This is a genomic window from Streptomyces sp. NPDC018000 (assembly GCF_044328025.1).
Classification (GTDB): Bacteria; Actinomycetota; Actinomycetes; order Streptomycetales; family Streptomycetaceae; genus Streptomyces.
The window spans coordinates 270,408-283,154 of record NZ_JBIRGM010000001.1 but is presented as its reverse complement, the minus strand read 5'-3'; the positions used below and the strand labels follow the sequence as shown (position 1 = coordinate 283,154).

Genomic DNA, 12,747 nt, shown 5'->3' with positions numbered 1-12,747 from the left:
GTCGGCAGCAGTCATTCTGGGATCTACCCGGGGATGATCTTGAAGGGGGTGCCGTCGAGCGCAAGTGTCAGCCCAGGGCAAGCCATCGGATGCCGAGCAGTTCCATCTGCGCGGTCTCTGATCCATCCAGTGGCTCGCGGCCGGTGCCTTTGCGCAGAAAATGCGGCTGGCTCCAACCCAACTTGTCGGCGCCCGCCATCTGCTCTGCACCGAGAAGCAACTCCAGTACGGCGTCACCAGCCGACGAGGTGAGCCAGGGTTCGCGTCCGAGTGCATCAGCCAGGTCGAGGCCGTGCACGGCGACTTCAACGACTCGGGTGAGCAGAAACTCCGACAAGAACATGGCGTCACCATGACGCGTCCGCACGATACGGCTGGCCGGCTGGACCCGGCACAGCCGGTCGACTCTCCGCCAGATCGCGGCGAAATCGTCGGCGAAGGCGGCGCCGTCAGCCGACTCTGCTGCCCGGTCCTGAGCCAGAGCGATCCGGGCACTGTTCGTCTGGCGTGAAAAGCGGTCGTCCGGGCGGTAGTACTCCGCCGCCGAAGCCTTGGCCGTACTCGGTGCCGGCGCATCCAGCATCCCCGGAAGCCAATCGATCACGACGCACACGTGCCCGAGCAGGTCGCGTACGGTCCAGGGGGTGCAGCGTGTCGGGAGGTTCCACTCAGCCTCAGATAGTCCTGACACAGCATCGGTGAGGGCCCCGGATTCCCGACGAAACGCTTCGAGCACACGGTCTTGATTCATGCCGGTGACGCTACCAACCGGGCGCAATCAGGCACCCGGTTGGCCATGACCCCGGAGCTCAGCGCGCGGGATTCTCTACAGCGCAGACCCGTCCGCCGATATTGGCCGTCCCGTCAGGGCCGGGGGCCGCCATGATCTGCGACCCGCTGCCCTGGGTGACCTCAACAGCCCGCCCCAACCGATCGGCGAGCAGAAGCGCTGCCGCGCCGGTGGCTTCGTCCTCGTCAATGCCGTCGCCACGGCCCGGGAAACCCCGGGCCCGGACTCTGCCGGCGGCCTCGTCCTGCCAGGCCCAGGTGTACACCCACTCTCCCGGTTCGGGCACCGCCAGCGCCTCGACCTCCTGCGTGCTGCCGTACTGCCGCAGCGTGCGCGGCGGCACCCACTCCGCTCTCGCACTGATCCACGTAAAGCCGTCGACACGGCGGACAGGGATACTCCCCACAGGAAGCTCCAGCCTCTCCAGACCGAGGAGCCAGGCCACGCCGACGAGCGGGTACCCGGCGAACGGGAGCCGCGCCCCTGGCGTATAGATATCGACGACACCCCTGTGTGCGTCGTCGATGAATACCGTTTCGCTGAGCAGCCCAGCTGCCGGGCGAGGGCCTGTCTGGACTCCTCTCCGGGGAAGGCGCGGCCATCGCGCACCACGCCCAGAACATTGCCGTGGTCGCCGTTCGGGTCGCAGAAGACGCGAAGAAAGAGGATGTCAGGGGTCGCCCGGGCATTCAAGCAGGTCACCGGCCCTCGCCTCCTGGCTCACGGAGCCAGGCCGTTCTGTCATCGCCGACGGCCGCGCCAGTGGTGGCACCAGCACTTACCGCGGTGAGGCAGCTGCCCTGGCGGAGGACGAGGAAGCCGGCACCCATGTAGCGTCCCCGGTCATCTCGGTACGGCCTTCTATCCCTTATCGTCAGTGTCTTCCGGTGCGTCCGGGTCCCAGAAGGGGCGCAGTCCCTGGCCGGGGCCGCTTGCCTTGATGTTGAACAGGTAGCGGCCCAGGAAGTTGATGTGCCGGTCCTTGAGCGAGGACAGGCCCTCGTCCTTGATGTCGTGGCCCTCGGCGCGCAGCGGGGCGACGGCCACGAGGTCCGCGACGAGGACGTCGCCCGCCTGTCCCCGTTCGTACCGCACCACGTCAACATGCTGGGCCGGTACTCCTTCAAGCTCCCCGACCTGCCCGGCGGGCTCCGAGCCCTCCGTGACCCGGACGCCGCCGACGAGTAGCGAGGCGCGGCAGGCGCGTCCGGCCGCGCCCGCCGCTCATGCCGTCGTGGAAGGCTCGTGTAATTGGCTACCAACTTGGGTTGGCTTATGCGTTGGTCGTCTCGACGCGGGCGGCTCGGGCGCGGACCACGAAGGGCCGGGAGAAGACAGTGATGGCGACGGAGATTGCGGCCACAGCAGTGATGGCCGTGCCGGGGGTGAAGTGCTGGGCAACGCCGCCGGCGGTCGCGGCTCCGATACCCTGCCACGTCATCCGGCCGACGGACTCGACTCCCTGGACCTGGCCACGGACCGGATCGGGGGTCAACGCGAGAAGCTGCTCCTGGAGCGGCAGGGTGGCGGCGAACCCGGCACTGGCGATGAACACCGCGGCTGTCGCCACCAGCACGGGCGGGTGGATGGCGAACAGTAGGTAAGGGATTGCGAGCAGCAGTCGCAGGGCGAATGCGTAGCGGCGTCGCTGCTCGGCGGTGAGCAGTCGCCCGACAGTCAGGTCACCGAGGAGCATGCCTGCTGATCCGGCGGCCAGGAAGACGCCGGCGTGATGTGGGGCGTAGGAGATGAACAGAGCCTCGCAGCCGACGATCAGGCCGTTGGGGACCCACAGGTTCAACAGCAGAGTGCGCTGGCCGGAGTGGGAGAAGAGCGCGATGTTCGTTGTCCAGGTCTGGCGCAGCCCAGGGCGAGGGGTCAGACGGATCGAGCGTTCCCGGACAGTCACAGCCACAATGATCAATCCCACTCCGGTCAGGGCCGTCGCGGCGACGAAGACCTCTTGCGGGCTCAGGTACCGCAGAAGTACGGCGCCGATGGCGTAGCCGAGGATGGCCATACCGCCTGAGGTGATGTTCATCAGCGAACGTGCCAGTGCATACGTGGAGGTCGGCACCACCTCGGCGAGCAGCCCCATCCGCGTTCCGGTTCCCAGGGACTGGAAGAACCCCAGCACAAGGAGCAGACCGAACCGGGCAGCGAGCGGCAGCCCCGGAACCGCCTGTGCAGCAACGCCCACGAGCGAGACGCACTGGAGCGCGACGAGGGTTCGGCGAGGGCGGCTTCCGTCCGCGACCGACATCAGCGTCAACGCACCGAGCACCGTTGCGAGCGTGGCGCCGTACATGCTCACGGCTGTCAGGAACGGGGACTGGGTCTGATGGTTGACCAGCGTGCCGAGGGCAAAGCCCGACAAGGTGCTCGCGGCGACCGTCAGTGTGAAGCTGGCATACAACCCGGCGAACTCACGGTTGCGGAGCAGGCCACGGTAGCTGGTGGTGGGAAGCGCGCTGGACGCAGATGTGTCAGAAGGCATGAAAAAAGCCTCCGGACACACCCGTTGGGGCGCCGAAGGCCAACACGTCCATTCTAGCAGTTGGCCCAGTCCCGCCCACGGCCCGCCATTATCAGACCGTTGGCGGCATGGACGCGGATACGGGTACGCATCGGCCACGGCAGCACCGCACGCTCACCGGTGGCTGTCGCCGGGGGCGAGCAAGCTGGTGAGCTCGGCGATGGCTCCGGGGACGGTTTGAATTAGCGGTGGATGTTCTCCGGCTTCTCGTGCCGCGACTTCGCCATCAGCATCAGCAGCGACGCGGCCTGTTCGCCGAGATGGGTCAGGGCGGTGTGGTTTGTGTCCGCAGAGGCCGTGTGCAGTCGGAGTCGTGATTGGAAATGCGAGTTTTGACGCCGCGTTCGTGACGATGGGGGCAGTGCGTGTTGCATTCCGGCTTCGCTGGTGTGATGCAGTTCACTGTGTTGATCGCGGGTGAGTGGGCGGGACGCCGTTGCGGGAGCCCCGCGCCCTCGGTCAGCTCCAGATCATGCAGATCCGGCGTGCGAAGTTGACGTATCCGATGCGCTGGAAGGCGTTCGCCATGGGGGTGTTGCCGAGATCCGTGGCTGCCCGGATGCGGGGGACATCCTGCGCGCTGAGGATCCGGGTGCCTTCGGCAAGGATCTCGTCGATGTAGCCGTTGCCCCGGTGTTCGGGGAGTACGGCGAGGTAGCCGATGACGGGGTTGTAGTCGTTGCGGGCCGGGGTGACGAACCCCACCGGCTCGCCGTCCGGCAGTGTCGCGATCCGCCACCAGTCCTGCGGGCTCCGGAAGTGCGCGAGTTCCTCCTCATAGTGCCTGGCCGCCGCTTCGCGTGGGGACATCCGGGTCAGGTCGTCCCTGCTGTGCGCGTCCAGCGTTCCGTCCAGGACCCGAGTCATCAGGGCGAGGATTTCCTCGGTGTCGCGGACCGGCCGGAACGCCAGGCGCCCCCTCCGCTCGGGGAGTGGCGTCCCGGGACGCCACTCCAGAAGCAGCCGTTCGACGAACTGCCGGGCGCCGGTCCGTTCTAGGGCGAGCATGCGGTCCTCGACGATGCGCCCGGTCACTCCGCCCTCGCGCCAATCGGGTGGGACGGCCCGGTTGTACTCGGGTGGACGCGCGCCGGCTGGAACCACTGCGGCCGTGGCAGCCCGCAGCAGCCGCACGCCGATGTCCACGCGATCGCGATCCGCGCTGCTGTCGTCGATGTCGAAAATATCCAAAAGGAACGGTGTGTCGTCACCGATCCGACCCCACCATGCGACCCTGGCCAGTAGGCGCTCGCCGCGAAGGGCGACCCACATCCATTCCGGACGTCGGCGGCCGGCGGCAAGGTCGTCCGCCAATTCCCCGTTGAGGGTGTAAGGCAGTTGGGAGAAGAGGTCGAGTTCTTCGCGTCCGCTGATCGGACGCATGGTCAGGTCCTTCTGTTTCAGAGTCAAAGCACGCTCCGGTGGAGGCGCCCGTCCGCTCCGAGGTCAGATGTGGTCCGCACCCCGGGAGGACACAAGCGCGGTGATCATGGCGATCATGGGCTTATCCCTCCTTTCGCTGTCGTGGCCCCTCACCCTCATGGTGGGGATTCCGCCGTAACGTCTAGCCAATCGCCGCCCCTGTCCGCAAACCCTTTTCGATCACCCTGTCCGACCGACCAGCGCAACGGCCTTTTGTCGGTGCAGCGGCGACGTCCGCGGCACGGTGTTGTCCCCGGCGGTGGGCTTGCGATTGCCCTTCGGATACCGGCTCATTCCGGCGGCAGCGACCGGCCGCCACGACGCTTGGGCACCACCGCAGGAACCGGCGCGGCGTCGCCGACAGCAGTCTGGGTGACGTCCTCCTCGCCGGGGCGGGTCACCGTCTGCGGTTCCGGGATCAGCAGGTCGCCGATCTCGCAGTCGAGCACGACGCAGATGACGTCCAAGTCCCCCAGTTTGAGAGACCGGCTGGCCGTACCACAGCCCGGACATCTTCCCGGCCGAGACCACCAGGCCGTGCTCGGCCAGGCCGCTGGAGTTCCGGGCCGCTTCTCGGATGCTGTAGCCCTGCTCCATGAGCTGGAAGTATGCGGCCCGCTCCTGGGTCAACCTCCGGGGCCCCTGCGGCTTCCGGTTCTCACGGATCTCGAAGTCCATCGCACCCCTTGAACTGGGGTGTTGCGACAACCACTAGAATTGAAGGAAGCCGGGGGCTTTGGGGATGTTCGCGGCTATGCGTTGCGGGATGCGTCCTGCTTCACGTTCCCGAGGAAGGCGCTCCAGGCGGCGGCGGTGAAGGCGAGGGTGCCGGCCCGGCGGTCCTTGGTGTCGCGCAGGTCCAGACCGGCTTCCGACCGGCGGGCTTCGACGCACTCGCCGTTCTGTCCGCTGTAGGAACTCTTGAACCATTCGACGCGGTGAGACGGCATGAGGTGTTCTTCCTTAGGCGTTTTTCAGCTCGTTGACGATCTCAACGATCAGAGCCTCCGACTTCAGCGCGCTCAGCGCAGTTGCCCGAAGATGATCGAAGGCGCCTCCCAGCCGGACCGTGTCCTCCCGAGTCTCCAGGTAGGCATGGCTCGCGAAGTTCTCCAGCAGGACCACCTCCAGCTCCGCCGGAGGTGGAAAGCTGTAGATCAAGAAGGGGTACGGTCCGCCCTGGCAAGCTCCCGCTGTGAAGGGTAGTACCTGCAACGTTACGTTCGGAAGCTGTGCCACCTCCACGAGGTGCAGCAACTGTTCGCGCAACACCCCGACGCCACCCACCTGTTGCCGCAGCGCCGCCTCTCCCAGGACCATCCACACCTTGAGCGGTGCCGGATCCGAGCGAGTGAGCGCCTTCTGCCGCTCCAGACGCACCCGCAGCTTGGTCTCCTGAGACTCGTCCAACGTCCCCGGCGAACCGCCTTGAATGACAGCTGTCGCGTAACTCCTGGTCTGGAACAGCCCTGGAACGATGGCCGGTTGGAAGCCTCGGCACTCGTACACCTCATCCTCCAAGCCGACGAGGTCCAGGAAGTCCTGAGGAAGCCGGTCTTCGAGTACACGCCACCAGCGCTGACGCCGACTCTCACGAGCGAGGGCAAGCCAACCCTCGCGCTCCGCCGCATCTTTGACCCCGTAGAGATCGAGTAGTACGCGGAGATCGAGTTGCCGTATCCCGCTTCGACCTGACTCGATGCGGCTGACCTTCGCTGCATGGCAGCTGAGCTGTTCGGCAGCGTCCTCCAGGTACAGGCCGTTGTCCTCGCGAAGTCGCCGAAGATTTGCACCCAGGACCCGACGGCGCACGGTCGGCCTCTGTTCGACGGTCACAACCGCCCCCTCAACTCAACACGCTGCTTGCAGTGACCACAACGATACTCAGTGACACCGGAATCGCAATCGAACATTCCTGTCTCACTTGCAAGTTGACTCAACTGCGGGCACGCTACCGATAGTTACGAGTGAGGCACATTCCGCACTCGACGCGGTCGGTGAGCATCACGCCAAACCGCCATCCAGCCACGCGCCTTGAGGGGGCACCCCTGTGTCCGTATCCGGAGAATCACCCACGGCCATGTCCGTCGCCAGCGCCGAAGCCCACCAACTCTTCCCCCGCCACCGCAGAAGCGCCGGCCGGGCCAGGGCTGCCCTCAGGCAGCAACTCATCGAGTGGAAGATCGCCGAAGAGCCTGCCGAGACAGCAGTGCTGCTGCTCTCCGATCTCGTCACCAACGCCGTCGAGCACGGCCGGGTCTCGCCCGGCCGGGAGATCGGAACGCGATTCGCGCTCTACGACGGCACGTTGCGTGTGGAGGTGGCCGATGCGAACGACGACCTCCCGAAGCCGCGCCCGGCCGGAATCGACGACGAGGACGGCCGCGGCTTGGCACTGGTGATCGCCCTCGCCGATCGGTGGGGGACGTGCCCACGTAGGAACGGGATCGGAAAGGCGGTCTGGGTGGAGCTCAAACTCTCCAGCGAAGGCGCCTGCTGATCGGTCGGAAGCGGATCGCCGGCTCAGACCAGCCGTCGCGCCGTCGCCCAGCGGGTCAGCTCGTGCCGGTTGGACAGCTGGAGCTTGCGCAGCACCGCCGAGACATGCGACTCGACGGTCTTCACCGAGATGAACAGTTGCTTGGCGATTTCCTTGTACGCATAGCCGCGGGCGATCAGCCGCAGCACCTCGCGCTCACGCTGGGTGAGCCGGTCCAGGTCCTCGTCGACCGGCGGCGCGTCCGTGGAGGCGAAGGCGTCGAGGACGAAGCCGGCCAGCCGGGGCGAGAACACCGCGTCGCCGTCCTGGACCCGGAAGACCGAGTCGACCAGGTCGGTGCCGGTGATGGTCTTGGTGACATAGCCGCGGGCGCCACCGCGGATGACGCCGATGACGTCCTCGGCGGCATCCGAGACGGACAGTGCCAGGAACCGCACCGGGTTCTCGGCGCCCATCAGCGGGGTGCAGCGGCGCAGCACCTCGACGCCGCCGCCGCCGGGCAGATGGACGTCGAGGAGGACGACCTCGGGGCGGGTCGCCGTGATGACGGTGACCGCCTGGTCGACGTCGGCGGCCTCGCCGACCACCTCGACGCCCGTCTCCTCGGTGCGCCCGATCTCGGCCTGGACGCCGGTGCGGAACATCCGGTGGTCGTCGACGAGCACGACCCGCACCCGGCGCTCCGGGCCCCCGCCCGCCTCAGTGGTCTTGGTCATCGCTCGCCCTCTCCATCTCCAGCTCGACTTCCGTGCCCCCGCCGGGCACCGAACGCAGCCGCGCCGTACCTCCGTTGCGCTGCATCCGGCCGATGATTGATTCTCGTACGCCCATTCTGTCCCCCGGCACGGAATCCAGGTCGAATCCCGGCCCCCGGTCGCGCACCGAGACGAAGACCGTGCGGCCCTCGACCTCCGCGAAGACCTGCACGGCCCCGCCGTCGCCACCGTACTTGGCGGCATTGACCATCGCCTCGCGCGCGGCCTGCATCTGCGCGGCCAGCTTCTCGTCCAGCGGGCAGTCGCCGACGACGACGACCTCCAGCGGGACGCCGTGCTTGTCCTCGACCTCGGCCGCGGCGCGCTTGACCGCCTCGGCGAGGGTCTCGGGTTCGTCGTCCTCGTCCTTGCCGGTGCCCTCGGGGTTGTACAGCCAGTTGCGCAGTTCGCGTTCCTGGGCGCGGGCCAGTCTGCGGACCTCGCCCGCGTCGTCCGCGTGGCGCTGAATCAGGGTGAGGGTGTGCAGCACCGAGTCGTGGACATGGGCGGCGACCTCGGCACGCTCCTGCGCCCTGATGCGCATGGTGCGTTCCTCGGAGAGGTCCTGGGTCATGCGTACGAGGTAGGGGCCGGCCAGCAGCGCGATGCCGGTGAGGACGGCGATCGCGGCGGTCAGGACGTTGCCGAGCTGGGCCGCGGAACCGCGTACCACCATGAAGACGGCCAGGCCCAGGCCGACCAGGGCGACCCCGGCCAGCCCCCGGGCCAGATGCAGGACCCGGCGGCGGTTGCCGACCTCCATCCAGCGGGCGCGCCGGGCGTTGTCGGCCTGCCGCCACACCAGGACGGAACCTGCGCCGATCAGCAGCGTGGGCCAGATGTAGCGGTCGGCCTCGCTGCCCATGTCGACGTTGCTGATGAAGCTCACCGCGCCGATGATCAGCGCGATGAGGGCGAAGACCTGACCCTTGTCGGGTTTACGGAGCCGGCGTCTGCCGTCCGGGGCGGTCTCGAAGACGGAGCGCGGCGCCTCCACGCCGCCGACGCCGAGCGGGACCACGATCCAGAACACGGCATAGAGCAGCGCGCCGAGACCATCGGCGAAGAACAGGCCGACGAAGAGGAAACGCACCCAGACGACGGGCAGCCCGAGATGTCCGGCGAGACCGCGCGCGACGCCGCCGAGCAGCCGTCCGTCGGCGCTGCGGTACAGCTTGCGCAGCGGAGGCTCCTCCGGGTCGGTGCTGAGGGAGCTTGCGGCTCGGGGCATGGCGGCTGGCATGACCCGATCGTCACATGTCCGTACGGGCGACGGCATCAGGGTCCGCCCCCGACCGGACCCTGAGAGTCCGCGTGGGCGCCGCCCCAAGGGCCGCGGGCCCGGTACCGGCTTGCCTCCCCCAGGGGAACGCCGCGCCAATATCAGGGATCGGCCAGGGTCGGCGCGGGTCCCGGACAGGCGCTCGGCCCGTCACCATGGAGCCATGACCGTTCCCCAGGGCACCTCCCCCGGTGTCGCACCGCCCCCCGAGCCGGGACCCCAGCTGCGGCGCAGCCAGCGGCACAAGGTCGTGGCCGGGGTGTGCGGCGGGCTCGGCCGGTACTGCGACGTCGATCCGGTTATCTTCCGGATCGTGCTCGGTGTGCTGTCCGTCACCGGCGGCATCGGGCTGATCTTCTACGGCTTCGCCTGGCTGCTGATCCCCCTGGACGGCGAGGACGAGAACGAGGCGCGCAGGCTGCTGTCCGGCCGCGTCGAGGGGGCGTCGCTGATCGCGGCGCTGCTCGCGCTGATCGGCTGCGGGCTGTTCCTCTCCATGCTGGGCAACGGCGGCACGCTGGCGTTCTCCGCGATGCTGTCGCTCGCGGTCGTCGGCTTCGCCGTCTGGACGCAGAACCGCAGGACGGCGGCGCCCGCGGACCCGCTCCATCCGGCGACCGCGCAGGCGGTGGCGGACGCGCCGCCCGAGGTGAAGGCTCCGCCGTCGCCGGGCGGCCCGTCGTGGTGGCGGGATCCGATCATCAAGGACGGCACCTCGGGGCCGCTGGGTCCCGGCTATCTGTGGGGTCCGGCCGATGAGGGGCTCGACGGCTGGGCGGTACGCCCTCGGGGGGCGACGCCCCAGGACCCGTTCCGCGCGCCCCGGCAGGAGGCCGGCACCAGGGGCCCGACCTCGATCGGTGGTCTTGTGTTCCTGTTCGCGCTGATCGCGGGCGGTCTGGGCATGGGGCTGAGCTGGGACTCCCAGCCGTTCGGTACGAGTCTGCAGATCGGTCTGGCCGGTGCGCTGGCGGTGTTCGGGCTCGGGATGCTGGTCAGCGCATTCCTCGGGCGGACCGGGTTCGGCACGGTCATGCTGTCGATGATCACGGCGGCCCTGCTGGCGGGCTCGTCCGTACTGCCGAAGGACATCACCACCCAGTGGGTGCACGAGAGCTGGCAGCCGGCCTCGGTGGCGGCGGTCCGGCCGCACTACGAACTGGGGTCCGGGGTGGCACGGCTGGACCTCACCGAGATCACGGTCCCCCGGGGCGACACCGTCCGTACGGAGGTGAACGTCGGGGCGGGCCGCGCGGTCGTCGTCGTACCTGAGGCGGTGACGGTGAAGGTGGACGCACGGGCGGGCCTCGGCGACATCAGGCTGCCGGTCAGCCGGCCGAGCGATGCGCAGGCCGGCCCGCCCGGCGATGTGAACATCACCCCCTCGCAGCAGGAGCGCAGAACGCTTCCGCCGCCCCCGGGCAGCGAACCGGCCGGAACGGTCGAGCTCACTCTCGAAGTCGGCATCGGACAGGTGGAGGTCACCCGTGCTGCGTCATGAGATCCGTCCGGGGCGGGCGGTGGCGGGTGTGGTCATGCTCGTTCTGGCAGCGGGATACGCGGCGGACGCCGCGGGGGCCTGGGACGCCACGTGGGTCTTCTTCTTCCCGCTGTTCTTCGGCGGCCTCTGGCTGGCCGCCACCACGACCTGGGTGAACTACATGATCCGTCGCCGTCGTGATGCGAGAAGGGCGTCCGCGGAGAACGCCGTGGCCCCGCCGAGCAGCAGCGGCAGCCAGGCCATGAGGTAGGCCAGGCGTTGCCGTACCGCTCTTGTAGGGTCATGCCTCATGAAGCCGGTACGGGTCCTGATCGCCCTGCGGATCAGCAACGAGACAGACGCATCCACCTCCCTGGAGAGGCAGCTACAGGACTGCCGACAGCACATCGCAGAGAGGGCGCATCTGGGATGGGCGGAAGTCGGCGTTGCCAAAGACGCCCACATTTCGGCAACCAAAACACCGCCGCTCAAGAGACCTGATCTCGGAGAGTGGCTGAATAATCGAGCCCCTGAATTCGACCTAATTCTGTTCTGGAAGATGGACAGATTCGTTCGCAAGGTCGAAGACATGCAAGATATGATCCGGTGGGCAGAACAGCACGGCGGAAAGTCTCTGGCATCCGTAAAGGAACCGGTACTCGACATGGTCGGCCCTTTCCGACATGTCATCATCGATCTGTTTGCAGCCATCGCCCAGATGGAAGCTCAGAACATCAGTATCCGCGTCAAGAGCTTTCAGAAGTACGCCAAGACCAAGAATGTCTGGGCCAAGGGTAATCCTCCCTACGGGTACGAGACCTACCGGGGAGAAGACGGGGCAATGTATCTCCGCATCCGGGAGTCTCAGGCCAAGGTGATCCGGGAAATGCACCGACGAGTCATGGCCGGGCAGGCATACTCAGAGATCGCCGATAGCTTCAACAAGGAAGGTATTCCCTCCCCCGGAGCGGACCGAATGTCCGACCGGCGGAAAGAAATGGGAGCACAGCAACCCGTATGGCGACCTCGCTCCATCACTTCCATTCTCCAGTCAGAAACTATCCTCGGATGGAAGTGCGAGGAAATTAAGGTTCCCGGAAAGAAGTATGGCCGAGCACAGCCGATTCTTACGGCTGAGGGAAAAATCAGGATGGCCGACTCGATCCTGTCCGATGAAGAGTGGGGGAAGCTCCAGGAGGAAATGCAAAACCGCCCTAGCTCCGCTCGCCGCACCACAAAGAACACGACGGCCTATCGAGGAGTAGTACTGTGCGGGGGTTGCGGCCGTAACCTCTACCTCTTCAATCCGGAAAGGCAACAAGGAAAGCCGGTCTATCGCTGCAACGCTGCGGCTAACAGGAAATCCTGCGGCAAGGGCTACGCATTCCGCGCCGAGAAGGTACAGGAGATCGTAGAGACAATGATCGTCGGAGTAGTCGGAGACTTCCCCATGTTCGAGAGGATCTACGTAAAGGGCTCTAGCAACTCCCAGAGGCTCCAGGAGATCGAGACCTACGTCCAGGAGCTACAGCAGTCTGTTAGGCCGGGAGGCAGGAACTCGGCCGGTTTCGCCAAGAAGTCCACAGAAGATGAGATTGCAGCCCTCTTCGAAGAGCACGACTCTCTGTCAGCCGAGGGGGACAAGCCGGACCGTTACGAGTTCCGGGAAACCGGGGAAACATTCCGACACATGTGGGAGCGGAACAAGAACAATGAGGCCGAGAGGACACGGCATCTACTGAAAGCCGGTATCAGCATCCGGCTAAATCCTCTCGTAAAGGGAGTATCGAACACTCTCGACTTCGGCGCAGAGGCAGACCTAGGCAATCTGAGTGAACCGTTCACGGTTCACTGACGCGATCCGCCCTGCATGGGCACGGCGGGAATACAGAGATAGCCCCCGGCAGTCGAATTGCCGGGGTTTTCTCATACCTGGGGATCGTTCTAGTACACGGCAAAAGCGCCTGCTTCCCAAAAGGGCA

13 protein-coding genes and 2 pseudogenes are annotated in these 12,747 nt (G+C 66.8%); 4 read left to right on the top strand and 11 right to left on the bottom strand.

Translation table 11 applies throughout. From position 1 onward, the window contains the following. Positions 1–67 precede the first annotated feature (67 nt). The 9 genes and pseudogenes from ACH4EW_RS01450 to ACH4EW_RS01410 form a co-directional block, all read right to left on the bottom strand. Positions 68–751 (bottom strand): maleylpyruvate isomerase family mycothiol-dependent enzyme, encoded by a 684-nt coding sequence (locus ACH4EW_RS01450; RefSeq protein WP_398249929.1) that lies wholly within the window; start codon positions 749–751, stop codon positions 68–70. Between the two features lie 58 nt (positions 752–809). Further along, positions 810–1,483 (bottom strand): annotated as a pseudogene (locus tag ACH4EW_RS01445) (PhzF family phenazine biosynthesis protein). Between the two features lie 168 nt (positions 1,484–1,651). Continuing rightward, entirely contained in the window at positions 1,652–1,888 is a 237-nt protein-coding gene (locus ACH4EW_RS01440; protein ID WP_398251295.1) for a hypothetical protein, read from the bottom strand. 175 nt (positions 1,889–2,063) lie between these two features. After that, a complete protein-coding gene (locus ACH4EW_RS01435; protein ID WP_398249927.1) occupies positions 2,064–3,287 on the bottom strand; it encodes an MFS transporter in 1,224 nt (407 codons plus the stop codon). Between the two features lie 153 nt (positions 3,288–3,440). Further along, a pseudogene (locus tag ACH4EW_RS01430) lies at positions 3,441–3,604 on the bottom strand (site-specific integrase); the annotation flags it as partial. A 181-nt stretch (positions 3,605–3,785) separates the two neighbouring features. After that, positions 3,786–4,709, bottom strand: a complete 924-nt coding sequence (locus ACH4EW_RS01425) for a GNAT family N-acetyltransferase (protein WP_398249925.1) — start codon at positions 4,707–4,709, stop codon at positions 3,786–3,788. A gap of 329 nt (positions 4,710–5,038) precedes the next feature. Beyond that, positions 5,039–5,215 carry a helix-turn-helix domain-containing protein gene (locus ACH4EW_RS01420; protein ID WP_398249923.1) on the bottom strand — a complete coding sequence of 59 codons (177 nt, stop codon included), beginning with the start codon at positions 5,213–5,215 and terminating at the stop codon, positions 5,039–5,041. Positions 5,216–5,500: 285 nt separating this feature from the next. Next, positions 5,501–5,698 (bottom strand): DUF397 domain-containing protein, encoded by a 198-nt coding sequence (locus tag ACH4EW_RS01415; protein ID WP_398249922.1) that lies wholly within the window; start codon positions 5,696–5,698, stop codon positions 5,501–5,503. 13 nt (positions 5,699–5,711) lie between these two features. Beyond that, the gene (locus ACH4EW_RS01410) at positions 5,712–6,584 is read right to left on the bottom strand and encodes a helix-turn-helix domain-containing protein (protein WP_398249920.1); all 873 of its coding nucleotides are present in this window, start codon (positions 6,582–6,584) and stop codon (positions 5,712–5,714) included. Positions 6,585–6,828: 244 nt separating this feature from the next. Between ACH4EW_RS01410 and ACH4EW_RS01405 the strand changes: the two genes are divergently transcribed. After that, entirely contained in the window at positions 6,829–7,248 is a 420-nt protein-coding gene (locus tag ACH4EW_RS01405) for an ATP-binding protein (protein WP_398249918.1), read from the top strand. Between the two features lie 23 nt (positions 7,249–7,271). Here ACH4EW_RS01405 and ACH4EW_RS01400 read toward each other — a convergent pair whose 3' ends face one another. Further along, positions 7,272–7,964, bottom strand: coding sequence for a LuxR C-terminal-related transcriptional regulator (locus ACH4EW_RS01400; RefSeq protein ID WP_398249916.1), 693 nt, complete (start codon positions 7,962–7,964; stop codon positions 7,272–7,274). Next, complete coding sequence (locus ACH4EW_RS01395; RefSeq protein ID WP_398249914.1) at positions 7,948–9,246, bottom strand: PspC domain-containing protein; 1,299 nt, start codon at positions 9,244–9,246, stop codon at positions 7,948–7,950. Before ACH4EW_RS01395 ends, ACH4EW_RS01400 begins: the two co-directional genes overlap by 17 nt. Positions 9,247–9,448: 202 nt before the next feature. Between ACH4EW_RS01395 and ACH4EW_RS01390 the strand changes: the two genes are divergently transcribed. The 3 genes from ACH4EW_RS01390 to ACH4EW_RS01380 are packed head-to-tail and all read left to right on the top strand — an operon-like array spanning position 9,449 to position 12,620. Continuing rightward, positions 9,449–10,786 (top strand): PspC domain-containing protein, encoded by a 1,338-nt coding sequence (locus ACH4EW_RS01390; RefSeq protein ID WP_398249912.1) that lies wholly within the window; start codon positions 9,449–9,451, stop codon positions 10,784–10,786. Next, on the top strand, positions 10,773–11,036 hold the full coding sequence (locus ACH4EW_RS01385; protein ID WP_398249910.1) for a hypothetical protein: 264 nt from the start codon (positions 10,773–10,775) through the stop codon (positions 11,034–11,036). Before ACH4EW_RS01390 ends, ACH4EW_RS01385 begins: the two co-directional genes overlap by 14 nt. Positions 11,037–11,075: 39 nt before the next feature. Then, complete coding sequence (locus ACH4EW_RS01380) at positions 11,076–12,620, top strand: recombinase family protein (protein ID WP_398249908.1); 1,545 nt, start codon at positions 11,076–11,078, stop codon at positions 12,618–12,620. Positions 12,621–12,747 lie beyond the last annotated feature (127 nt).